This window comes from Mesorhizobium sp. M1169 (assembly GCF_040318345.1).
Taxonomy (GTDB): domain Bacteria; phylum Pseudomonadota; class Alphaproteobacteria; order Rhizobiales; family Rhizobiaceae; genus Mesorhizobium.
In genome coordinates this window covers 44382-67356 of record NZ_JAMYME010000034.1, presented here as the reverse complement: position 1 = coordinate 67356, position 22975 = coordinate 44382, and the positions used below count along the sequence as shown (strand labels likewise).

The following is a 22975-nucleotide window of genomic DNA, read 5'->3' as shown; positions in this document are numbered from 1 at the left end:
TCATCCCGCTCTATACGCCGGAATGCCGGCAGTGCCCGTCCTGCCTGTCGCGCAAGACCAATCTGTGCACCGCCATCCGCGCCACCCAGGGTCAGGGTTTGATGCCGGACGGCACCTCGCGCTTCTCGATCGGCAAGGACAGGCTGTTCCACTACATGGGCTGCTCGACCTTCTCCAACTTCACCGTGCTGCCCGAGATCGCGGTGGCCAAGGTCAATGCCGACGCCCCGTTCGACAAGATCTGCTACATCGGCTGCGGCGTCACCACCGGCATCGGCGCTGTCATCAACACGGCCAAGGTCGAGCAAGGCGCGACGGCGGTCGTCTTCGGCCTCGGCGGCATCGGCCTCAACGTCATCCAGGGCCTGCGCCTTGCCGGCGCCGACATGATCATCGGCGTCGACCTGAACAACGACAAGAAGGAATGGGGCGAGAAATTCGGCATGACGCATTTCGTCAATCCGAAGGAGATCGACGGCGATGTCGTGGCTCATCTCGTCAACATGACCAAGCGCGGCGCCGACCAGATCGGCGGCGCCGACTACACGTTCGACTGCACCGGCAACACCAAAGTCATGCGGCAGGCGCTGGAAGCCTCGCATCGCGGCTGGGGCAAGTCGGTCATCATCGGCGTTGCCGGCGCCGGCCAGGAGATCTCGACGCGGCCGTTCCAGCTGGTCACCGGCCGCACCTGGATGGGCACCGCCTTCGGCGGCGCGCGCGGCCGCACCGACGTGCCGAAGATCGTCGACTGGTACATGGCCGGCAAGATCGAGATCGATCCGATGATCACCCACACGCTGAAGCTCGAGGATATCAACAAGGGCTTTGACCTGATGCATGAAGGCAAGTCGATCAGGAGCGTGGTGGTTTACTGACGAGGAGAAAGCCGTCGGCTAACCAGCCAACGGCCGAAAAATGCAGATGTTCAACCAGGGAGGAGACAAAAATGCCGGAAAAACTGCATCCTAAAATCGACAATGGACTGCCACGGGAAAAGGCCGACTTTGCCGGCGGCACGCTGGTCTGCGCCTGCACCAGCAACCCGGTCAAGGTGAAGGTCAAGGGCCAGATCGCCCACAACCATGCCTGCGGCTGCACCAAATGCTGGAAGCCGGAAGGCGCGCTGTTCTCGGTCGTGGCGGTTGCCGGTACAAACGACGTGACGGTGACCGAAAACGGCGACAAGCTGAAGATCGTCGATCCGGGCGCGCTGATCCTGCGCCATGCCTGCACCGGCTGCGGCGTCCACATGCACGGCCCGGTCGAGCGCGACCACGCGTTCAAGGGACTGTCCTTCATCCATCCGGAACGCTTCCAGGAAGACGGCTGGTCGCCGCCGGGCTTCACCGCCTTTGTCTCTTCGATCATCGAGTCCGGTGTCGATCCGAGCCGCATGGACGGCATAAGGTCACAGCTGAAGTCGATCGGGCTCGAACCTTATGATTGCCTCAATCCAGGACTGATGGACTATATCGCCACCTGGACGGCCAAGAGATCCGGCGCGTTGCCGGCCTAACGACTGATCAGACGCTATCTTTGGGGCCGGACGAAATCGCCCGGTCCCAGGCGTTGGAACGAACGCAGGCGAGCGCGTAGACGGACACGCTTCGTAAGTCATTGCTGACGTGCTGTCAGCCTCGGGGGGCGCTGGGCTCAACGGGAATACGCTGAAATTGGTCCAACCGGATCGTATGGCTCTTCAAGATCAGCGACTGCGATCAGTTGGTTCTGGCTTGGCGCGGCCCAGATCGTCGACTAGCTTGGATATCGCGGGCAAAGTCGCGCCCAAAGCGCGATGGCGGCAAGGTGGTGCTCCTTACCAGCACGATTATCGAGCGCCTGGCGTGAACGGCGGCACCATCAGCTTGCTGCGTTTTGTCCAGGAAACCAGCTCGTATACCAGGCGACGCCAGACCAGCCGATACCATCGGTGCGGCCGCGAACAAGGCGGGCGTCGGGGAAGCGTCGTGTGGCGGCCGGCAACAGTGCGAAAGCCGGCGGTCACTGGCTGTCACGCGAAGTCGGAAGGCGGTCACGACCTGTCTCTGTTTCAATGGATCCGTCGCCGGCACATTCGGCCGATTTGGGCCACCGGGCAAGGCAATGCATTTCAGAACGGCCACATCTGCCGCGTGGCGCGGCGGAAATCATGGCCACATTCTGCTTTAGCCGGCCAAGATGGCAATGTACTATTTGCCAATAAGCTGGCCATGGTTGCAGGACTATTCTAGGCCAGACCAAACCGAAATGAAGCTGATGACCGATCGCGCCAGGTTCCTGATCATTGACGACCATCCGCTGTTTCGCGAGGCGCTGCATAGTGCCGTGCAGATGGCCTATCCGGAAGTCGACACGGTGGAGGCGCGCTCGATTGCCGAGGCGCTCGAGCTTCTGACGGATGCCAAGCCGTTCGACCTGGCGCTGCTCGATCTCAGTATGCCCGACGTGCATGGGTTTGACGGGCTGCTGCAGCTCAGGACGCGTTATCCGCGCCTGCCGGTGGTCATCGTCTCCGGCTATGAGGAACCGAAGATCATTTCCGAGGCGCTGTCCTACGGTGCGGCCGGCTTCATCCCGAAATCGGCGCGCAAGAGCGACCTTGCGGCCGCCATCCGCTCGGTGATGGAAGGCGCGATCTATGTTCCCGAGACTTATGAAGGCCGGCCGCGCGACGCCGACAGCACCGACCGCGCCGAGATGGTGCAGCGCCTGGCCACGCTGACGCCGCAGCAGCTCAAGGTGCTGCAGATGCTGCGCCAGGGCCTGCTCAACAAGCAGATCGCCTACGAGCTGCAGGTCGGCGAGACCACCGTCAAGGCGCATGTCTCGGAAATCCTGCGCAAGCTCAACGTCTACAGCCGTACCCAGGCGGTGATCGAGGTCTCGAAGCTCGACAACGCCGAGCTGTTTCGCGATCCGGCGGGGTTTTGAGGGTCGGTGCCGATGCCCCTGCAAACGAAGCAGCAAGGCGCTGCGATCAGGTGAATGTCTCGAAGGCGTTTGATCTGCTGCTCCCTATCCGAATGATATAGACGAAATGATTTCTCTCGTTTCGCCTAACTCATCGATGAGATCGTATTCCTCGCCTTGCGCAAGGTAGGTCACGAATGCAAAATCGTTTCCATTCGGCAAATACCAGGCCAATAAGGTTTGATCTGTAGTCCGCGACGAAACGCCAACACACATTACGTCGCCAAATTTTCTCTCAAAAATCCGCTCGACATCCATGAAATTGTTTCGACAAAACTCGATCATAAACGTTCTAAGAACATCGAAATCTGCATTGGCTTTTCCCCGCTTCGATATTTCGCAATAGAGAATTGAAGGGTGCCGCCGGCATCTGATTCTTTAAACTAAGGTAGGCGGCGATCCCTCGGGGGGTTGTCAGTTACGTCTTCCCATCCGACGGGCAAGTCGAAGGTGCCGTAGAACTGCACTGTCATTGTGGGTTTCCCGGGGCCCCTCAGTCGCGCATGGGCATGCCCGGCATAGTCACGGCACCGCGTCGGCGCGCATAAGCGTCACCCTTGTTATCCGGTTTGCATGAGCGTGATATGAGATATGTATTGAATGATGTGCCTCGTCGAAGCGGTCCCAAGGGCCGTATTCACCCAAAAAAGGATCTCTCCGTGCCGCGCCGCTTTTTGAGGGCACGCCAAAGATATTCAGCACGTCGTTGCGACTGGATGAAAAGGGGATATCAAGGAGGTCTCGATCCAAATTGTCAGCTTCTATGAATATGGTGTCTATTTTTTCATCGCGATCGCAGATGAAGGAAAATTTGTGACGCGCAGAAACGTAATCTATGCGGATTTCCGGAAGATCATGATCTACAGTTCGTTTGAATTTCCAGGATTCAAAAGGCGGTGACGTCAAAAGAGATGACGCCGGTTTTCCCAAGTAGTCGAGGATCGCGTTAGCCATTCTTCAAGCCAGCAGATGCGCCAGCAACGCCCTCAGTTGGGCCGGCTTCAGCGGCTTGCGCATCAGCTCGATGCCGGCGGCGCGGGCGGCGTTGGCGATTGTCTCCGAACCATCGGCGGTGACGATCAGCGCCGGCACCGCGCGGCCGAGACAATCACGGACTTTGGCGATTGTGGTGGTGCCGAGATCGCCGCCGTCGAGATGCTGGTCGGCTATGACAATATCTGGCAACCAGTCGGTGTCGCCAAGCATGTCGAGCGCATCACCGGTCGAGGTGGCGGGGCGCACCAGGCATTGCCAGCGCTCGAGCAGGGAGGTCATCGCCTGCAGCACGTCGATGTCGTTCTCGACCAGCAGCACCCTTGTGCCGAACAGACCGTAGCCGCGCGGCCGCTCCATGTCGACGGTGCTGGCGATTGGATCGGCCGTGTCGCCGATCCCGACCGGAACGTCGATATGGAAAATCGTGCCATGTCCGACCTTCGACGAAAACGTGACGGGATGGCCGAGTGCCGCGGCGATGCGGCGCACGATGGCCAGCCCCAACCCCAGCCCGCCGGCGGCAAGCCCGGCATCGGTCGGGATCACGCCGCGATGGAATTCCTCGAACACCGCCTCGCGCTGGTCGTCGGGGATGCCGCAGCCGGTATCGGCGACGTCGATGCGGATGGTGTCGCCGCGATGCCTGGTGCCGACCAACACGCCGCCCGAGCGGGTATAGCGCAGTGCATTGGAGAGGATGTTCTGCAGGATGCGGCGTAGCAAGGTTCGGTCCGAACGAACGAGCGCATCGACCGGCCGGAACTTCAGCGTCAGCCCCTTCATCTCCGCGACCGGCTGAAAATCCGAGCGAAGAGACGAAAACAGCGTCTCCAGGCTGACATCGGTGATGTCGGGCTGCACGACGCCGGCATCGAGCTTGGAAATGTCGAGCAAGGTGCGGAGCAGGTCCTCCATCGTCTCCAGCGATCGCTCGACCTGGCGGACCAGCTTTCTGCCTTCCTCGCTGGTCTGTACTTCAGCAAGCGCCGAGACCGACAGATGCGCGGCGTTCAGCGGCTGCAGCACGTCATGGCTGGCGGCCGCCAGGAACCTGGTCTTGGACAGGTTCGCCAGCTCGGCGTTTTCCTTGGCTGCGTTCAAGTCGATGTTCGACTGCTCCAGCCGGCGCAAGGTCGAATGCAGCTCTTCGGTGCGGCTGCGCACCCGGCTCTCAAGCGAAATGGCGGTCTGGAACAGCGAAAAGGCATTGCCTTGCTGGTCCATGGAACGCTCGACGCGGCTGATCAGCGCGGCGTTGATCTTCTTCAGCCTTTCCAGGTCGTCGATGTTCCTGAGCGGCATCCCGGATTTCCTACTCCGCCGCTTCGGCCGGATTGCGTTCACCGAAGGCGATGCCGGTGAAGGTCTGGTTCAGATGCATCGAACGGTACTGTTCGCCATAGGTGCCGAAGCCGAGGACGTTGTTGACCTTGTAGAGTTCCGAAATCTCGCGATAGACCTGCCGATTGCGCGCGTCGAGCCGGCGCAGCACGCAGTCGAAACCGAGGATCAGGTCAATGCCGCCAAGCCTTTCGCTGACGTCGCTGAGCGCGGCGCGGGTCGCCTCGACCATGTCCTTAGGCTGGGCGACGGCAAGCACGACACCATCGTCGATGGCGCAGAAGAACGACAGCGAGCCGTCCGCGTGCATCTTCTGGATTGAACGGCAGTAAAATTCGCCGCCGACTTTCACCACCACCGGGTGCGAGGCAAAACTCAGTGGCGTCAGCATCTGCGCGACGACGCCGACCGAGGCGGCATATTCCTCGGCGGCAATGGTGGCGTTGAATTCGCGCACGATGCGGTGGTCGGGATCGGATGCCGTCACCACCAGCTTCTCGTCGGTGGGAACGAAATTGTCGGTCTTGAACACGTGGAAAGGAATTTCCGTGGTGACCAGCACGATGATGGCGCTGTCGGAGGTCACTTTGCCGTTCGAGATCAGCCGTGTTGTCTCAAATTTCAAATCATCGCCAGCCGACCCACCGATCAGTGGGATGTCGTCGAGCCCCCAATGGATGGCGGAGGTCACCGCTTCTTCGGCATAAGACAGGCCGTCGATCAAGCAGAGCGCGAAAGTGGTGTCGGCCCGCTCGTGCCCGAGGCGCTCGTGTAATGAACGCCTCAGCGCCTCGACTTCGCCGGTAATCCCGTCCATGCCCGATGAGGACAGATTTTCGATCATGGTGCTGGCTGCCGAAAACGATACGGAGGGAAGCAGCATAGCCAGGATCTGGCCTTCCTCCAGCCCCTTGGGCGTTATCTCACCGGCTGTCGAGCAGCCGGCATAGTGGAGCGCCGGCGCGTGGGTCTTCAGCGCTTCCGACAGGGTGACGGCCTCTATGAGGCTCTGCGAGAAAAACAGGAGGGCAAACCCGGCGTCAATGGCCGCTGCTTCCGCTGCCACCGCCCGGGCGAATGCATCCGCGTCAGATTCGTCGGTCGTGAGCACCGAAACGCCGCATGCATAGCGCGTCCGTGACTTGGCCAGCGGCTTCCTCCTCCATTTCCTCCAACGCTCTTTTTGTGCGCGTCTGGCGCGCCGGCGTCGAGGTCATTGTTGTCTTGAAGCGGTGCTTTGGCAATGAGCCAACATGATGGATTTGAAGTTTCTGCCGTTTGACGGCGTCCGCGCTGCCGCTCACAGATGAAAGGCCGCGTCGCACCGCCATCCGTGCAACGAAGGCCCAGCTGAATTTGCCGCAGGCGAATGTCAAGGCTCGACGTGCCAAGAATGGGGCAGGATATCGCGCTTAGCCGTTGCCGCTTTGGACAGGGTGCTAGTCTAGCCTGGCGGTTGTCGTGGTCAATCCGGGGCAGGTGACAGCCTACGCCAATGCGCTCGGCAAGCGGGCCAGGACCGACACCACCGATGCTGCCGTAACGCTGCCTTCGTTGGGTCGAGCAAGCGGCAAGTGCCCGTTGCGCGGCACCGAAGCCGAGGCCCTGGCCGGGCTCGTCGCTCGCCGCCGTCAGATTGTGCGGATGATCGCAGCCGAGAGAGCCATGCCCGCACCGCCATGGCAACGCAGGCACCAAAGAGCATCCAGCCAAAAGGAAAAAGACCGGCTGGAGAAGGTGTTGTTTCGCGGTTATTTCCGATCGCTTAGACTCAATTAGGCGACTTTGAGATCTTTCATCGCCTTTTCAACGACATCCTTGATCGGCCTTGATACATCTTCGGCAGCCCTGGTCGTCACGGCCTGAAATTCCTTGGCCTGCTCGACGGTCTTTTCGAGCTGCGTGCGCAAGAAGGCAGTCTGCAGTTCGATGAACTCGGACGGCGACTTCACGGCAACCAGGGCTTCGAGGTGCGAGAAGCCGGCTTCGGCATTGGCGCGCAGAGCAGCAATTGTCTTCAGCGACAACTCGTTGCCGACGGTCTTGGCGGTTTCGAAGCTCGACTGCAGAGCCTTCTGGGTCGTCTCGGTGCCTGACGCAAATTTCGCATAGGCTTCTTTCGACTGCTCGACGCCCTTTTCGGCGACAGCGCGGACCTGGTCGGCAGCCTTCGACGCGTCGAAGGTGGGGAATGCGGTATTTTCAACGGTGTCAGCAGTCTTGGCCATAGTTTCCATCCTGTCCGGTGGACGGCCTTTCACAAAAGCCGTCTCGTTCATTTACGAAACTGACGTTACGGCATTTATAGTGCATTGCAATATTTTTGTGCGACGCACCATCCCTCTTCCAGCGTTCCGAGGGGGCATGCGGAGGGTCGGTGGCATCTCGAGATCGCCGGTTCTGCAGGAAGAACTCTTCTGGACGGACCCCCTGATCCAGCATAGCCTCGCAACAGAGCACGACGTTTTGCCACCTGCATATCTACTTCAGCCGCTATTCGGCAACCGTCCAAGTCTACGTCAACGAAAGCGTTAAATTCGTGCGCCGCAAACTTGCAGTCGGCGTACCCGCTGGGCACAAGGCGATCGCTTTCCTTAGCGCGCCATCGAGAAGTTGGCTCGATATGGCGGTGGTTGACGCGAAGGCGCGCCTCTACCGCTTCCAGTGTGCCGTGAAGTGACCACCCCTGGTGGTCTATCGGTTAGCCAAGTTCCGGATCAGGGCGGATGCCTGAAGAAGACAACCGCTTCCTATCATCCAGGCATACAGTCCCACATGATCCGACGGGCTGAAGCCGGTGGGCAAATGCACGATAGGCATTCGAAATGACTTATCGTCGATCACCAACCCAACGGATCGAAGATCCGGTGGCACGTTTCCGGGAATTGCCAAAATTGGGGTATCCTTGTCCCAGACCAAGCTTGTCGCCAGCGACTCTTCATTATAGGCAACCGAAACATCCGCCCTGTGCCCCGGTGGGCGCCAAAGCTCCAGTTTGAGGTCATAAACGCAGCCTGTCAGACCATTTTCGACCGGCACCATCCAAGGTTCCAAGGTGGCGGCCGTCGTGTCGGAAACGCCACGAGATCCACCTATGGTTTGGAGCTGACCAGTGGCATTCCCCAATAGATCCGAAATCGCAGTCAAACTCGAAGAAGCGCCTGCCGCCCCGTTAGACGTTGATCCAGAATCCGATGCGTCGTCGGTCACCACAATATCCGCGGGTCCCGGCAACGCAGTGACCGAGCCATCGTCACCCATCAAAGTGACAGTCGATCCACCCTCGATATGCACGAGGTCGCCCAGTCTGAACAGTTTGCCGAGCTGAGGGCTGTCCGCGGGAGGATCGACAGCGACAACGACATACTCGCTGGCCGCAAGAGCGCTCGAGTAGGAACCAACTGCTGCGATGGCCGCAGCCAGTAGGAAAATGATTTTGGGTTGCCGATACATGACGCACGTTCAACCATACGCTTGTTTTATTTGCCTTCAAGATAGATCCTATCGCCAGCCTCACCCTGCTTCAGTCTCCCAAGGTGATAAGCAACGAGGCCATCGTTGGGATATTGAATGGCCAGCGATGCAAAGGCAGCAGCGGCAGTCTTGTCGCGCGCGGACATCAGCAAGTAAGCTTGCGAGTAAGCCTCCACCATCTCGCGATTCATACGCCCGTCTTCCAGCAACTCGAAGGCTGAGATCCACTCAGTCTTGCCTTTCAGACACAACACACCGGACGGCCGAAGCAGGTAGTCATCGGAAGAGTTCGCCACCTCATCGCTGATGCAGTTCACGGTACCTAGAAACTTGTTCGCGCCTTCGAGCCTGGCAGCGGTGTTCACCGTATCGCCCATGGCCGTGTAGTTGAAGAATCGATTGCCCCCAAAATTTCCGACAACTGCAGGTCCTCGATGGACGCCGATACGAGTGACGCCAACGTCATGGCCTCTAGACTTTAGATCTGTCCGAAATCTTCGAGACATCGCGACGGTAGCAAGCGTTAGTTTTAGGGCCCTTTCGGCTTGGTCCTCCTGCACACCCGGTGCGCCAAAAAAACCAATGACTGCATCGCCTATTAGTTTGTCTATCGTGGCGCCATGTTCAATGAAGAGACCACAAACCGCCTCGAGGTATTCATTCAGAACCGTAGCAAATACCTCTGGTTCCGTCCGTTCGCCCAAACTGGTGAATCCCTCAAGGTCGGTGAACACGCACGTTATCAAGCGTTCGGATCCGCCGAGGCGCAGTGACGCCGGCTTGCTGACTAGCTCTGCCACGACTGCCGGGCTGAGATACTGAGAGAACGCGTTCTGGACGAAACGCCTTTCTTTCGAGTCCCGGTGCCATGCCAGAATTGCGACGAATCCGGAGAGCCCTAGCAGCAGCATCGACGGCGCGACCATAGGTAACAGAATTCCGGCCTTGGCAAACGCGGTTGCTTCTAAGATCAAAACCGAAACGACTGCGCCGATGATGACCACAGGTTTCACCAACACTGATATGCGGAGCCAAGCGACCCAGATGCAGAGCGCCGTCGCGAGAACGAAGGGCGCAAACGCCGCCACCGCCTCTGGCGTAATGATTTTGTCGCCCTTGATCAATCTCGCCAGCGCATTGGCATGAATAACGACACCCGGCAGCGCTCCGGCAACAGAGCCGTTCAGCACGGCAAAGGGGGTTGCATGACGATCCTGCAGCGGGAGGTCAACGCCGATCAAAACGAACTTCCCGGCGAACCAGGCCGGGGGCGCGAAAGCGGCGGCGTGCGCCGGATATATTGTAAATCGTGCCGGATGAATGCCTGTAGCCCGATAGTAGACCATCTTCTCCGCAGCCTGCGATGACGATATGCCGGCGGTCTGCGCGAGCGCTGATGCAAAGCTAGGTTGCCAGTTGCCATTCACCAGGCGCCCTGGAAATTCTTCCCGCACAACTCCGTCGACCCTATCATGAGACAGGGCCGCCAGTCCGCGGATGGCGCTTGGCGCGAAGCGACTAAGGTACGACAGTTGCTTGTCGGTAAGGTCGTCCTCGCGTGATGCAGATGCGACAATTACGGGACTTTCGGCCGCCTCGATAACCTCAGCCAGGCGCCGATCCTTCTCCGCCTCGGTTGGCTGATCGAAAAGCAAGTCAATGCCTATTGTTCTCGGATGAGCTTTATCGATTCTCTGCACGAGGTCGGCCAAGGCACCCCGATCCAGCGGCGATCTATAGGGAAATCTTTCCAAGGTCTGCTCTGTGATCGTCACGATCACGATGTCTGTCGGGGGCGCAACGAAGGGCGAGATGGTCGTCATCAAGACGTCGCGCAGCAGTTTCTCGCCCGAGGGAGAGAATGTGGCAATGCAGGCTCCCAGAATGAAAAAGAATCCGAGCGATGCGAGAAGGCGCCCTTTTTGAACCTTTCCGATCGGCGTGAAGACGGCCAAGCTGCGTGCAATCCGTTTCGGTGTCTATCGGCGTGAGTTTACACAGCATAGACCGCCGGCGAAGTGAGGGCTAGCGGTAGGCCCTTCGCTAAGTCCGTTGGATTGTCCAGTAGTGGGTCAGTTTGAAATTTGAGGGCCTCGACGCGGCCGTCGCCTTCGGACGTTGGCTCATATATGCTTAGCGGAACGCATGGGAGGGAAGGATGCGTGTCACAAGCCTGTTTTTCCTATTAACCGGTCTCACGATGCCAATTGCAGCCTTCGCTCAAGGCGAAGTATCGGTCGAACGAGGGTTGCAGGTATCAATCATCGGCGGGTGTCACGATTGCCATACCGAAGGCTACAGCGAAACAGAAGGCAAGATTGATCCTGAAAGGCTTTAATGGGCAACTCGGTCGGTTGGCGCGGTCCTTGGGGCACGACCTATGCGACCAATCTTCGGATAGATGCTTCGGTAATGAGCGAGCGTGGATTCGTAGGGATGCTGAAGCGCATTAGAACGTCTCCACCGATGCCTTGGTACAATCTTCGAGCGATGGAGGAGAGCGATATGCAATCGCTCTATCAATACATTAGGTCGCTCGGCAAACACGGGAAGCCGGCCCCCAGCCGCATTCGCCCTGATAAGGAACCGACGACGCCATATGTTCAACTTGTGCCACCCCAAATGCCGAAGAACTGACAAATATGCCCAGAGCTGAGGAAGAACGGCGCCCGGTAAAAAGCGCAGCGTCAGATTTCAAACTGATCCACTACCGACTATCCGTTGGACTTGACACTGCGAAGCACCGGGCTCAGTCTCGCAAGATTGCTCCGGTTTTGTCCAGTCTATCGACTGGTGAACCCGCTGAATGAGCCGAGACTAAGGATATACAGCCATGATGGCGCTTCGCTTCGCCATTGCGCTTCTTCTAGTTTCGCTGAGCGCCCAAGCGTGGGCAGAACGGCGCGTCGCGCTGGTCATCGGTAATTCTGCCTATAGATACGCGGTTCCACTTTCCAATCCAAAAAATGATGCGGTGGATATGACCGCAAAACTGCAGGCGTTGGGCTTTGAGGTGGTTGCAGGCGAGGACCTCGATCTGAGCGGGATGCGCGGCACGGTTCGAGATTTCATCGGCAAGCTGGATGGTGCCGACATGGCGCTTCTCTTCTATGCCGGCCATGGCGTCCAGGTGAACGGCACCAACTACATGGCTCCCGTTGATGCGCGGCTATCCACATATAACGACCTCGACTTCGAAGCCGTGCCCATGGACCTCGTCTTGTCGGCCATGGAGCGAACCACGAAGGTCAACCTGGTATTTTTGGATGCTTGCCGGGACAGTCCTTTCTCACAGAACCTTGGGCGCTCGATGGGTACGCGATCAGGGTCGGTCGGTCGGGGCTTGGCAAAGCTAGGCACGGGCGTTGGATCGCTCATAGCCTTTGCAACGCAGCCCGGGAACGTTGCGCTGGACGGCGAGGGAAGGAACTCGCCGTTCACATCTGCGCTGCTGAAGAATCTTGGTACGCCTGGCCAGGACATCTCCCGCGACCTCATCAACGTCCGTAGGGATGTGCTTGAAGCAACCGACGGCAAGCAAGTGCCATGGGACAACTCCTCGCTGACGGGCGACGTCATTTTGCAACCGTTGTCCGGAAACACCGCTGTCACGGCGGGTGCGAAAGGAGGGGACGTAGAAGTCGCCTATTGGGAGACCATCAAGGAAAAAACGGACAAGCGCTTCTTTGAGGCCTATCTCAGACAGTATCCAAGCGGCGCCTTTGCGGCGTTAGCCAGCTTGAAGATCGACGAGATCGAACAGGCAGCAACAGATCGTGGCAAAGCCCCCTCGATTTCCATCGCGGGCGTGGCGGTTGCAGAAGCTCATCCTGATTTAGATGTGACGCAAGCTTTGGCTGATCCGCGCGCGTTGACAAAGGCAACGCAAACAGAGCTAACGCGAGTCGGCTGCCTTGTCGGACAGGCAGACGGCAAATGGGGACCGGGAAGTCGGAAAGCTCTTCAAGCCTTTGCCGAGCAGCGGGGATTGAAGCTTGCCAGCCTGGAGCCGACGAAAGAGGTGTTGCGCGCAATCAAGAATATCCCAGAACGTGTCTGCGCTCCGGTCAAGGTAAAGGCTTTTGATGGCGCGTGGGCACTGACGCGGCGCGCAGGTAATTCCGCCTGCGATTACACCGAACAGTCAACGACAATCTTTATCGATGGAACGGAAATTTCCGCGATGGTGCCTTTGGCCGGAACAATCACCGCCGACGGGGCATTCGACATCTATTTAAGTTTCGTCGATGACGATGGTGCGCCAAGGCAAAACCATATCATCGGCAGGCTTCAAGGTGCGAAAGGCAGCGGTGAGTTTTCTCGAGTCGGAGGCGAGTGTGCAGGTGTCGTAAGACTTGACAAGCGTACTGAATAGGGCCGGCATTTGCGGGTCCGTGCAAACGCCGACCAAACCATTCGGACGTGGTCCGTCTCATTGAACCAACGTTGAAGTCGCGTGGACTTTGCCGTCGTCGCGCACCTCGTAAAATTTGTCGTCGTCAATGTAGATAAGATGACAAACTGGTTTACCTTGGTCTTGTGAACAGGCCTTGTCGCCGTCGAAAGTCAATGGAACTTTGACCTTTATCTTAGTTTTGTTGTTCACCAAAGCTTCGCCAATTATCTGTTTTTTCTTCCAGTTCCAGACAAGAGTGGCAGTTATGGCAGCTCCAGCGTCGTATATAATTACATTTACCTTTTTCCCATTAGCAAAAGTCTTAAATTCTTCCATCGATGCTTTCTTCGCGCTACTTGGTAGATCCTCGGCCCAAGCGGACATAGCAAGTGAAAACGTAGCTACGACAACAAGCGATAACAGTTTCATCCTATCCTCCCCATCCCCCGCCGGTTTGACTGAAATGTCTATATATTCTTAAGCGAGGAGACTGAAAATTATCATGATAACAAGCTTTCAAGAAGCGGAAATCAGCGCGTCCTAGATGTCGTTGGGGACATTTGCTCAAGTTGAGCGAAGCCGCACATTCTAGCATGTTCCCTAGGATTTGCGCTTAAGCCAACGCGTTCTCGGTGTTTACAATGCGCAGACCGCCCGAGCGTGTGATGCGTGGTGTTTGGATTGCGAGCCTCTTTGCACTTACCGCCGCGTATGTTGCCGACCAAGCGGGCCTTGAGGGCATCGTCTCGAAGCGCGCCGACAGCCCGTATCGAAGCGGCCCGACGACGAATTGGCTGAAGACGAAGAGCTTCACAGTCCAGGAATACGAACTATTGGGCGTCGAGCGCGAGCCGGGCAAGGCGACATTCGCCTTGCTGGCGAAGCCCGGTACCGGAAAATATGCCGGTTCGGCTTTCATCACCTTGAACCAGGAGATGCGCGAACGGCTGTGGAAGCGTGTCCAAGAGCACGCCGGGCCACCGCCGAAGGGCAAAAACGGCCGGCGACCATGGGTCAGGCCGGGCTGAAAGCCCACGTCAAGCATCTACGGGGCGAGTTCGGATTTCGCCACGCCTCACTGCAGGATTCAGAGAGGAGTGATACCTCCAGCGAACACGGCACGAATTAGCCGGCAAACCGCGGCGGGCGGGTGCCTTGGGGACAAGATGGTAGATTGCCAATGCGTTTGCGGGTGTGGCCTTAAGTCGCAAACTATTGGCTTCAGAAGCAGGGCGTCGGGCTTCATTGACGGTGCTGCCAATACCATATGGTGATCCATAGCCTCCCAAACGAGAGAAGCTCGCCCCTGACGGGTCGCACTGCGGCCGTCACCCGGCAATTGCTGTGAACTAGGAAACCATCATGCCTGAAAATATCAGACTAACTTCGAGAGATGTCCCCCTCATTCAGCTAGGCCTCTATCAATGCCGCTTCCCGGTGAGCGAAGACCCGTCAGTACCCGGTGGTTATCGTTTTTGTGCTGGGCCAACTTCGCCGGATCGCGTCTACTGCGATCACCACCACAACATTGTGACCGCCGTGGACCCTCGTCGAGCCCGTTCGGGTCTCCACCTCGCTCAACGACGCGCTGCGTAAGTCTGACTGGCGGCGGCCTCCCGGCCAGGCGCTATGCGCTCCAAGGCCTTGGCTACGACCATTCCGTCGGCTCGGTCTGGCGCATCCTCCCTTATGCCGTCTTCGCCGATGTATCCCCCCGTCGCCCGATTGAGAACGACGACTTCTCGCCGAAGCGATCGCTTCGTAGCCCGACTGGAAGCTCAGTGTGCTTTTGTAGAGGTCGAGGGTCCAATCCAACGTCTGGACTCCACTGGAGTGCCTGCACTCGAGAGCGATTGGCTCTGCGGCAGCCGATAAGGACCAAATGCGCCATCTGCGGAAGTTCGAGGCATCGCCGATGAACGGCAGCCATCGGGCCCGTCGCAGAAGTTGGGGTGCGAGCGCACTATGGCGCAAGTCGGCCCCATTGCCGACTTTCCCGCACCCAATATTCCTATGAAGGATGATCTTGCTTTGAGGGCAACCACCGTCCACAACACAAAGGCTTCAACGGTTTTTATGCGGCCAATCGGACTTCTGCCGGGCCACAACCGGACAGCCGTTCACTCCGGCAACCCCGCGAACCGCATGTGTCCGATCCAGCGATCGAGGGCCCCGGGGGCGAGGTAGTTTTTCTCCCATTGCCTGCGTTGTTTGCTGATGGAGTCGCCGGGCGAGTCTTTGAGGAAAACCGCAAGTGCTTCCTTTGCTTCCCGCTTGTTTCCCAGACAAGCGTGGATCCCGGCAAGCATGCGCTGTGCGCCGCTCGGGATTCTAGACATTTTCCGCATCGCCGTCAGCGCAGCCCCGCAATCGTTCTTTTCGTAGAGCGCCCAGCCCATCTGCCAGTGGAACCAGTCAGGGTGGAAGGGATCGATGCCCTTGGCCTGCTCGATCCGATCAATCGCTTCGTCCGTGCGGCCAACGTTCAGCAGCACGCCTGCACTCATGACGAGGATATTCGAGTCGCTGGGGTTCAGGGCGATCGCCTGATCGTACCGGGCAAGGGCCTGCTCCATCTCGCCGGCTTCGGTGTGGATGCTGGCGCGGATGTTATGCGCCTCGGAATCGTCGGGAGCGAGTAGAATAGCCTTGTCGGCGTATTCGGCGGCCCGCTTCAACGCCTCGTCGGGGTTATTTTCCTGCTTGTGCCAGAATACCGCGTCATTGCGATAGGACCAGGCCATCCCGATATAGCCGAACTGGGCGTTCGGATCCGCTTCGATCGCCTTGAGGCTGAACTGCCTTAGCAGATCGTTCCCCGCGGCAGAGAAATTGATCTCGGCCCTTCCCATCAACTCGGCCCTTCCCATCAGGTAGTAGCGGAGCGCGCTGACCTGCGCGGCGTCACTCCTTGGCAGCGGGCGCTGGATTCTCTGCCCGACCCGATCCGCAAGCGTGCGGATGATTTCCTCCTGGACGACGAAAAAATTGCCAATCTCCCGGTTGTAGGTGTTGGCCCAGACATGCGATCCGTCATGCGCATTCAGCAACTGGGCGGTCACTTTCAGCCGGTCTCCGACCTTCTGCTGGCTGCCTTCGAGCAGGTAGTCGACGCCGAGTTCATCTCCGATCTTCCTGGTGTCGACCGGCTGGTCGCGGTACCTGAAGCTCGAGTTTCGGGCGATGACGGCATAAGTCTTGCTCCGCGAAAGCTCGGTGATGATCCCCTCGGCGACGGCATCGCTGAGATATCCCTTATCCGCGCCGGTACTGAAGTCGTCGAAGGGAAGGATCGCAATCCTCGGCATGTCGCTCGAAGGAACTGGAGCGGCTCGCCATATTTCCGCGCCGTAGTATGCGCCGATCGCTGCCGGAGCGAGAACGATTGCAGCAAGAATGAAGCCGCGCTGCGAGAATCGTGTCTTGGCACGTTCCGTGTCGGCTGCGGCGTTTGCGTCCGCCGCGTCCGACGGATTGGCATTCAGCCGGTAGCCTCTCTTTGGGAGGGTTTCCACGATCACGTGCGCGTCGTCCCTCAATGCGCGGCGAATATCGGCAATGCATTGAGTGAGGCTGTCGTCGGTCACGAAGGTCTCGGGCCAAACCGCCTGCATCAGCGCATCCTTGGACACGATTTCGCCCGGTCGCGCCGCGAGCACCGAGAACACCTCGGCGGACTGGCTGCGAAGATTGACCGCTTTGCCTTCGACGGTTCGGAGTTCTTTGCTTTTCGTCAGGAAGGCAAAACCGCGAAACGTGATCGTTTCAGCAGATTTCAGGTCAATTTCAGGGGCCGTTCGGGACATTTCACCTTCCTGGCGCGCTTTCTAGTTTAGCCCATTCGGCCTTCGCCTCCAAGCGATCCCAGCAGCACCGGATGAAACGGAGGACGACATGAATCGCACCAAGATCATCATCGCTCTCGCTCTTCTTTTGGCAACGCAAACGGCTGCAAAACCGGATCCCCGCATCGCGAGATTCTGTGGTCCTAACCATGTCAACGAGGTTGCCTCAGACGACGTCCGTCCCAACCCCGGCGGTTATTGTGTCGCCAGCCTTAAATCGATGGATAACCGGGCCATGTTCACCGCCATCGCTGTCACAATCCTTCTGACCAACCAGGGGGAGCTAATCAGGCTCCCCGACGTGAAACCCATGACCTCCATGGCGGAGTGCAGAGCTTGGACCCATCAACAGGAGTTCATGCGCGTACTCCCCGGCTATCTCGCCACCTTCCATTACTGCGACAACGCATCAGAACCATGATTTTGCAAGGCCTGGCTGTTCACGCTCGGCCGAAGGATGGCACCACTCCTGCCGGGACCAAGGTGTCGAGATCGGGCCTGTTCCGCCGATCTGTGCGAGCGAATATTTGCTGCGCGTCAACCGTGCCGGTGGAGCGCCCGGTGCCAAGATGCCGATCCATACACATCCGGGACCGGAGGCCTTCTATGTGCTGGGCGGCAAGCTCGGCCAAAGAACGCCCCCCGGAGTGAGCTATGCCGAAGCCGGCACGACCATGGTCGGACAGGGGGTCGACATGCCGATGGAGGTGTTCAGCGCCGGCACAACCGCTCTTGATGAGCTGGCCATCTTCATGGTGGACGCCAATCGGCCGTTCTCGTCGCCGGCCAGCCTCGACTGAGGCGACGTTTCGCGGGGTGGCGCGCATGTTTGGTACGAACTGAGGCGGCACCCCAGCGAAGATCCGCAAGATTCGGGAAATTTGGATTTTCGCTTACACGCATCATCGAAGCCGTCGGGCGGCACTGGGCGCGGCGCTATCCGCATCTCAGCCGCAGCTCGCGCTGGCTCCCGGATCATATCGAGTCCGGCGGGACAAGAAAACAGTTCTCATGCTCTTGGGTCGGATGGAGGCATATATGATAGTCGCCGTCCTGCGACGGAATCTCATCACCATATGGGATGAAATATCGCTGTTGCCGCGTGATCTTCCGATGATCCCCGGTCCTCAGGATCACAACCCAGCCACCGAGACGAACATGAACCGCGCCGTTTGGGATTCGCTGACACTCGCCATGTTCGGCGTCGCCGTGACAGCAGGCCGGCGGATAGCTCCATCCGGACGGGGCATCATGTGCGCTCGAGGGAACCAAGAATCCTGACGACGAAAGGGCCGCAAGGACGACCGCGGCAGGGCTTGGCGCCGCGGCATTCCCTTTTCCGATTGCCGCTTCGGCCACATGTTGAAGCAATTACACGCCTTTATTAGCATTAGCTAACAAAAAGGTGCTGAGGCGTCATCTTATGCACCCGTTCTTGCGTTCCGTTTCGGCATGCTGTCTACCCGGTTCTATCCCGGTTGTGTGTCTCAGTTTGAAATTTCGCGTTCGCTTTCGTTACGCCGTTTCCTGCCTTTGCGTGACAACCGCGTCATCCAGAGGGCAGTGCAACATCACGACCGATGCGGAATCCGTCAAAGCGGTGCGAAACTTCGTAGGAGCAAGGTCTTCGCGAGTGCCGGGCAGGGGATATTTGTCACCACCGCCTCTCGTTCTCGAAAGTAGAGCGAGCGCTACCGAGGAAGGCCCGAGAGACGAAGTCAAGGCAGCATCTGGAGCTGATCGACGGAGAGCAGTTGCTTGAGATGCCTTACACAACCAACACGCCGAAGCCTGCCCTGCCTCCGCCGCAGGTCAAACTCGACCAGGAATGGCGGGGCGTCCATGGCCCGGGCCATTCTCGCACCCGACTTTTACCGATTACATGAGCGGATGGCCCCGTTGGGGGAGCCGCAGACGCGCTCGGCCGAAAGTGTCTGGCATTTGGTCTGAAATCGATCGGGTCGAAGCCAATTTCCGCCTGCCGCGCTTCACGCTATTGCAAGACATTCAAATTTGAGCTTCCGCACTCATGCTTTGTCGAGGGTATCTCCGTAGGTTTTAGCCGTTCTGAATCGCCGTCGGCGACGATGACGACGAAATAGGAGAACGCAATGGCTCGCAATCACGTTGAACGTCTTGGAGAGTTTAGGGAAATCTTGGTCGCGACTCGACGCGAAGGAGTCCGTAACGTGCACCACACTCGCGACGCAATGCGGGCAAGTGGCTTTCAGATCGGGGACAGCGACGGCTCCAGCTACGGAGCCGAGCTGAAGGTGCTCCAAGAGGAAATTGAGGCAGTCGATCGCGCTATCGAAGACGAGAAGCGGTTGGCCCTGGCCCTCGACAGCGCGGCTCAATCCCGCCGACCGACTAAACCGAGAATCGTGAAGGGAACATAGAGTCCGGTAAGGCCCTTGGCGCCCGTCGCGTCGATCGCCTTCGGTCGGGCCCGTCGCCGCCGTGGTGCAGTGCCCTAAGCGGACGTTTCGCTTTCGGCCCCTAGTGCGACGTAGAGCATTTGCTCTGTAAAAATCGCTCCTGTGAACTCCGACCTCGTATGGCGGACCAACAGGTTCGGCCAACATCAGGTGAGACGTAGTCCCAACAAACATGCAGTTCAGACAATCGATTACGCGTCTTTGTTGAAGTCGTGCCATGCGGCCGATCCGAAAGGATCGGCCGCATCCGGCATCCTTCACCTTCACTGACTGAAACACGCTTAAAAAAATCGGGCCCGAGTAGACTAAGTTCCATGGACTAAGTCAGAGGCCCGCAATGCGCACCGTCAATATCCACGAGGCCAAGACATCTGTCTCGTCTTGTCGACAGGGGGCCAAAGGCGAATCCTTCATTATCGCCAAATCCGGCAAGCCGATGGTCAAGGTCGTTGCCATAGACGCACCTGCGGCCGGCGAAATGCGTCGGGTGGGGTTTATGGCCGGGCGGTTTTCAGTTCCGGACGATTTTGATCGCATGGCCGATGACGAAATCGAGAAGCTGTTTGGCGGCCATGAAACTTCTTCTCGATACCCATCTTCTGCTCTGGGCGGCGGGCGAGCCCGAAAAGCTCCCGCCCGCCGCCCTCGCTGAGATCGAGAATGCCGACAACCACTTGACATTCAGCGCCGCAAGTCTCTGGGAGATTGCCTTTAAACGCGGTCTGGGGCGCCCTGACGTCAGGGTCGGTGTGCGTCTTTTGTGTCGGGCCTGATGGACAATGGCTATCATGAGCTGCCAATCATCGGCGAGCATGCCATCGCGGTGGATGGGCTTCCACCATCCACAAGGACCCCTTCGATCGGATCCTGATTGCTCAATCGATTGTGGAAGGCATTACTTTGCTGACCGTCGACGATCTGGTCGCGCAGTATCCTGGGCCCGTCCGTCGTCTCTGATCAAGCTAGGCCCCAAGCCCCTCGGTAGGGTAGTCCAGCTATCGCTTCAGACCACCCATGAACGCCTTTACTCGAGCAGAGTCGACTTGGTTCCACCAGACGCCGTCGTGCTTCAGCGCGCTGGCGATGATGACCCCGTCGACAATGGCGAGGATATCCTTGGCATTGTCCGGCGTGACACCGCTGCCGACCAGCGTCGGCAGGCCGGCGGCCTGCTTGATCATACTTATGTAGCCCAAATCCGCGGCGTGGCCGGTGCGCTGGCCAGTGGCGATGATGGCGTCGGCGTCGAAGAAGACCAGGTCCTTGACCAGTTCCTCCACCGGGCGGTCGGCGACGATGGCGTGTGCGCCGTGCTTGACATGCGCATCGGCGAAAATGCGGATGCCGTTGGCACGCAGCCTGGCGCGGTAGCGTGCCGCGCGGCCCGATTCGCCTTCGACAAAGCCCTCATTGGCGACGTAGGCATTCGCCCATTGATTGACTCGCACGAAGCCGGCGCCGGCTGCGCTGGCGATCGCCAGGGCCGGGATCGCGGCATTGGCCAGCACATTGATGCCGATCGGCCTGCCGAGTTCGCGGCGGATGCGGTCGGAAACCACCGCCATATAGGCCGCCGTCTCCGGGCCGATATCATCAGGCTTGGCGAACGGGATGTCGCCATGGTTCTCGACGATGACGCCGTCGCAGCCGCCGTCGAGATAGGCCTTGGCGTCGTCAAGCCCGCGCTGGTAGATCGCCTCGATAGCCTCGCCGTCATAGCGCGGCGCGCCAGGCAGCGGCGCCAGATGAACGACGCCGATCACCACCTTTGTGCGGCCGAAAAGGTCCACGAGCGCGTCGCCGCCGGATTGGCCGAGCTGGGTCATGAGAGCTCCATTTGATCGATGAGCGCCGCCATCTCGGAGGCGGAAGGACAGGATGCCAGCGTGCCCGGCCGTGTCACGGCGATTGCGGCGGCGGCGAGCGCCAGCTTCAGCGCCGAGATGACCGGCATGCCCCGGGCAAGCCCACCGGCCAGACAGCCGCAGAACACATCGCCCGCGCCGCTGGTGTCGAGCGCTTCGACTCGCGGCGCCGGCAAACGAAGCGGCTCTTCATGGCCCGGGCCAAGCAGGAGACAGCCTGCGGCGCCGAGAGTGATGACGACGGTGCCTGCGCCTTTGGCCACCAGCGCATCGGCCGCCGCCGCGATGTCATCCCGGCCGGTCAGGGTTTTCGCCTCAGATTGGTTGACCACCAGAACCTCCGCCAGGCCGAGATCGGGCAGCGAGGCCGTGTCGATCGGGCTGGCGTTGAGAACGGTGCGCGCACCGTTTTTCTTTGCTGCTCTGAGGCAGGCATTGGTCACGGCAGTCCGCAAATTTCCCTGGCAGACGAGGATGTCGCCGGGAGCGATCCAGCGGACAAGTGCTGTCTGCGTCACCGGATCGAAGGCTTCGCTGCAGGCGACGCCGCTGACAATGAAATTCTCTCCGCCTTTATCGACGACGATGGTCGAGCGGTCGCTCGGCAGCTCGAATTCGATCACCTCAAGGTCTGACAGCTCGCCGTCGAGGCGGCTCCTGATCCATGCGCCTGCGGGGTCCTTGCCGAGCGCCGTCCAGAACGTCACTTCTGCACCAGTCCGTGCTGCTGCGACCGCCTGGTTGGCGCCCTTGCCGCCGAGCCCGTCGGCATAGCTCACGGCATTCAAAGTCTCGCCCGCGGCAGGGAAGCGGCCGACGCGAAACACGGTATCGACGCAGGCATTGCCGACGACGTGGACATGCATGGCTCAGCTCTCACCGGTCGCCCAGCCCAGCATCTGTTCGAACAGGGTCTTGTAGCCTGGCCAGGCGATGAATTGCGGCGGCAGCCAATGCGGCCCGACATCGGATGTCCAGGCCACGGTGCGGCCCTTGCCGTAACGGCCGGTGACAAGCAGCGGCAGCGAGCCATAATCCGACGACACGCTGGCCAGGACCTCGGCCCCGTCCTTCAGCGTCACCTCGTTAAAACCGAGCAGGATCGGCCAGTCCGAGCCGAGGCCCCTGAGGATGGGATGGCTCGACCCTGGTTTTGGCACCGGCGCAAAACCTTCGGGAACCTCGACGCGGTCGTCGTAGGCCAGGCAGTTCACCGGCAGCACGTCCTCGACCGGGGTCTTGTGGTAGCGCGCGCCGCCATTGATGCCCTGGAAGCTGTAGTAACCGCCGAACATCAATAGACCGCCGCCGCCGCTGACGTAATCGCGGAGCAGGCGCAGGCGGTTCGGCGTCGGTTTGGAGTGGACCCAGGTGTCGGGATGCAGCAGCAGCGTGTTGGCGCCGATGTCGGAGAGCACGACCGCGTCATAGGCCGACAGCGCCTCCATGGTCTGTGGAAAGCCGCGCTGCGCCTCATGCGCCGGCATGAACGTGACGTCGAAGTCGGTCGCCTTCAGCGCGCCCAGCAACTCGTCTGCGCCGGTGTGGTAGGTAACGGTCGGAAACTGGTCGAAACCCTTGATATGGGTCGCGGTCGACACCCAGGATTCGCCGGCAAGCAGGATCTTCTTCTTGGACATTTGAACT

21 protein-coding genes and 1 pseudogene are annotated in these 22975 nt (G+C 59.3%); 11 read left to right on the top strand and 11 right to left on the bottom strand.

All coding sequences use genetic code 11. The features are described from left to right. The 3 genes from NKH41_RS25995 to NKH41_RS25985 all read left to right on the top strand — a co-directional run. Positions 1–878, top strand: an 878-nt coding sequence (locus NKH41_RS25995; RefSeq protein ID WP_352934568.1) for a zinc-binding dehydrogenase, incomplete at its 5' end; no start/stop codon positions are given. A 71-nt stretch (positions 879–949) separates the two neighbouring features. Continuing rightward, entirely contained in the window at positions 950–1519 is a 570-nt protein-coding gene (gfa, locus tag NKH41_RS25990; RefSeq protein ID WP_352451333.1) for an S-(hydroxymethyl)glutathione synthase, read from the top strand. A gap of 731 nt (positions 1520–2250) precedes the next feature. Then, positions 2251–2934: a response regulator gene (locus tag NKH41_RS25985; protein WP_023679211.1), complete on the top strand. Its 684-nt coding sequence runs from the start codon at positions 2251–2253 to the stop codon at positions 2932–2934. 561 nt (positions 2935–3495) lie between these two features. Here NKH41_RS25985 and NKH41_RS25980 read toward each other — a convergent pair. The 6 genes from NKH41_RS25980 to NKH41_RS25955 all read right to left on the bottom strand — a co-directional run bounded on the left by NKH41_RS25980 (position 3496) and on the right by NKH41_RS25955 (position 10739). Further along, positions 3496–3927 (bottom strand): DUF6392 family protein, encoded by a 432-nt coding sequence (locus NKH41_RS25980; protein WP_352780222.1) that lies wholly within the window; start codon positions 3925–3927, stop codon positions 3496–3498. A 3-nt stretch (positions 3928–3930) separates the two neighbouring features. After that, positions 3931–5271 carry an ATP-binding response regulator gene (locus tag NKH41_RS25975; protein ID WP_352616179.1) on the bottom strand — a complete coding sequence of 447 codons (1341 nt, stop codon included), beginning with the start codon at positions 5269–5271 and terminating at the stop codon, positions 3931–3933. A gap of 10 nt (positions 5272–5281) precedes the next feature. Continuing rightward, positions 5282–6421 (bottom strand): FIST N-terminal domain-containing protein, encoded by a 1140-nt coding sequence (locus tag NKH41_RS25970; protein ID WP_352503407.1) that lies wholly within the window; start codon positions 6419–6421, stop codon positions 5282–5284. Positions 6422–7085: 664 nt separating this feature from the next. Continuing rightward, positions 7086–7547 (bottom strand): phasin, encoded by a 462-nt coding sequence (locus tag NKH41_RS25965; RefSeq protein WP_352503409.1) that lies wholly within the window; start codon positions 7545–7547, stop codon positions 7086–7088. 457 nt (positions 7548–8004) lie between these two features. After that, positions 8005–8763 carry a hypothetical protein gene (locus NKH41_RS25960; protein ID WP_352934565.1) on the bottom strand — a complete coding sequence of 253 codons (759 nt, stop codon included), beginning with the start codon at positions 8761–8763 and terminating at the stop codon, positions 8005–8007. Between the two features lie 26 nt (positions 8764–8789). Beyond that, a complete protein-coding gene (locus NKH41_RS25955; RefSeq protein WP_352934562.1) occupies positions 8790–10739 on the bottom strand; it encodes a CHASE2 domain-containing protein in 1950 nt (649 codons plus the stop codon). Positions 10740–10942: 203 nt separating this feature from the next. Here NKH41_RS25955 and NKH41_RS25950 point away from each other — a divergent pair, with 203 nt between their 5' ends. After that, entirely contained in the window at positions 10943–11122 is a 180-nt protein-coding gene (locus tag NKH41_RS25950) for a hypothetical protein (RefSeq protein ID WP_352541904.1), read from the top strand. Between the two features lie 495 nt (positions 11123–11617). Then, on the top strand, positions 11618–13159 hold the full coding sequence (locus NKH41_RS25945) for a caspase family protein (protein ID WP_352541905.1): 1542 nt from the start codon (positions 11618–11620) through the stop codon (positions 13157–13159). A gap of 57 nt (positions 13160–13216) precedes the next feature. On the opposite strand, the gene NKH41_RS25940 is transcribed toward NKH41_RS25945, so the two are convergent. Continuing rightward, positions 13217–13609 (bottom strand): hypothetical protein, encoded by a 393-nt coding sequence (locus tag NKH41_RS25940; protein ID WP_352541906.1) that lies wholly within the window; start codon positions 13607–13609, stop codon positions 13217–13219. Between the two features lie 212 nt (positions 13610–13821). Here NKH41_RS25940 and NKH41_RS25935 point away from each other — a divergent pair, with 212 nt between their 5' ends. Beyond that, complete coding sequence (locus tag NKH41_RS25935; protein WP_352780217.1) at positions 13822–14208, top strand: hypothetical protein; 387 nt, start codon at positions 13822–13824, stop codon at positions 14206–14208. A 1092-nt stretch (positions 14209–15300) separates the two neighbouring features. Here the strand turns inward: NKH41_RS25935 and NKH41_RS25925 are convergent. Further along, positions 15301–16986, bottom strand: a complete 1686-nt coding sequence (locus NKH41_RS25925) for a winged helix-turn-helix domain-containing tetratricopeptide repeat protein (protein WP_352780215.1) — start codon at positions 16984–16986, stop codon at positions 15301–15303. Between the two features lie 88 nt (positions 16987–17074). Here NKH41_RS25925 and NKH41_RS25920 point away from each other — a divergent pair, with 88 nt between their 5' ends. The 5 genes and pseudogenes from NKH41_RS25920 (at position 17075) to NKH41_RS25900 (ending at position 20420) form a co-directional block, all read left to right on the top strand. Next, positions 17075–17446: a hypothetical protein gene (locus NKH41_RS25920; protein WP_352503419.1), complete on the top strand. Its 372-nt coding sequence runs from the start codon at positions 17075–17077 to the stop codon at positions 17444–17446. A 148-nt stretch (positions 17447–17594) separates the two neighbouring features. After that, positions 17595–17825: a hypothetical protein gene (locus NKH41_RS25915; protein ID WP_352780213.1), complete on the top strand. Its 231-nt coding sequence runs from the start codon at positions 17595–17597 to the stop codon at positions 17823–17825. A gap of 1311 nt (positions 17826–19136) precedes the next feature. Continuing rightward, the gene (locus tag NKH41_RS25910) at positions 19137–19424 is read left to right on the top strand and encodes a hypothetical protein (protein WP_352780211.1); all 288 of its coding nucleotides are present in this window, start codon (positions 19137–19139) and stop codon (positions 19422–19424) included. A gap of 376 nt (positions 19425–19800) precedes the next feature. After that, a complete protein-coding gene (locus NKH41_RS25905; protein WP_352780210.1) occupies positions 19801–20115 on the top strand; it encodes a type II toxin-antitoxin system Phd/YefM family antitoxin in 315 nt (104 codons plus the stop codon). After that, positions 20036–20420: pseudogene (locus NKH41_RS25900) on the top strand (type II toxin-antitoxin system VapC family toxin). The gene NKH41_RS25905 and the pseudogene NKH41_RS25900 overlap by 80 nt, the downstream one beginning before the upstream one ends. 38 nt (positions 20421–20458) lie before the next feature. Here NKH41_RS25900 and NKH41_RS25895 read toward each other — a convergent pair. From NKH41_RS25895 to NKH41_RS25885, 3 genes are read right to left on the bottom strand one after another with little or no spacing between them, the layout of a single operon-like run. After that, on the bottom strand, positions 20459–21289 hold the full coding sequence (locus tag NKH41_RS25895; protein ID WP_352474307.1) for a BtpA/SgcQ family protein: 831 nt from the start codon (positions 21287–21289) through the stop codon (positions 20459–20461). Next, positions 21286–22194 carry a ribokinase gene (locus tag NKH41_RS25890; RefSeq protein ID WP_352780208.1) on the bottom strand — a complete coding sequence of 303 codons (909 nt, stop codon included), beginning with the start codon at positions 22192–22194 and terminating at the stop codon, positions 21286–21288. Before NKH41_RS25890 ends, NKH41_RS25895 begins: the two co-directional genes overlap by 4 nt. A 3-nt stretch (positions 22195–22197) precedes the next feature. Next, the gene (locus NKH41_RS25885; protein WP_352775811.1) at positions 22198–22968 is read right to left on the bottom strand and encodes a glutamine amidotransferase; all 771 of its coding nucleotides are present in this window, start codon (positions 22966–22968) and stop codon (positions 22198–22200) included. Positions 22969–22975 lie beyond the last annotated feature (7 nt).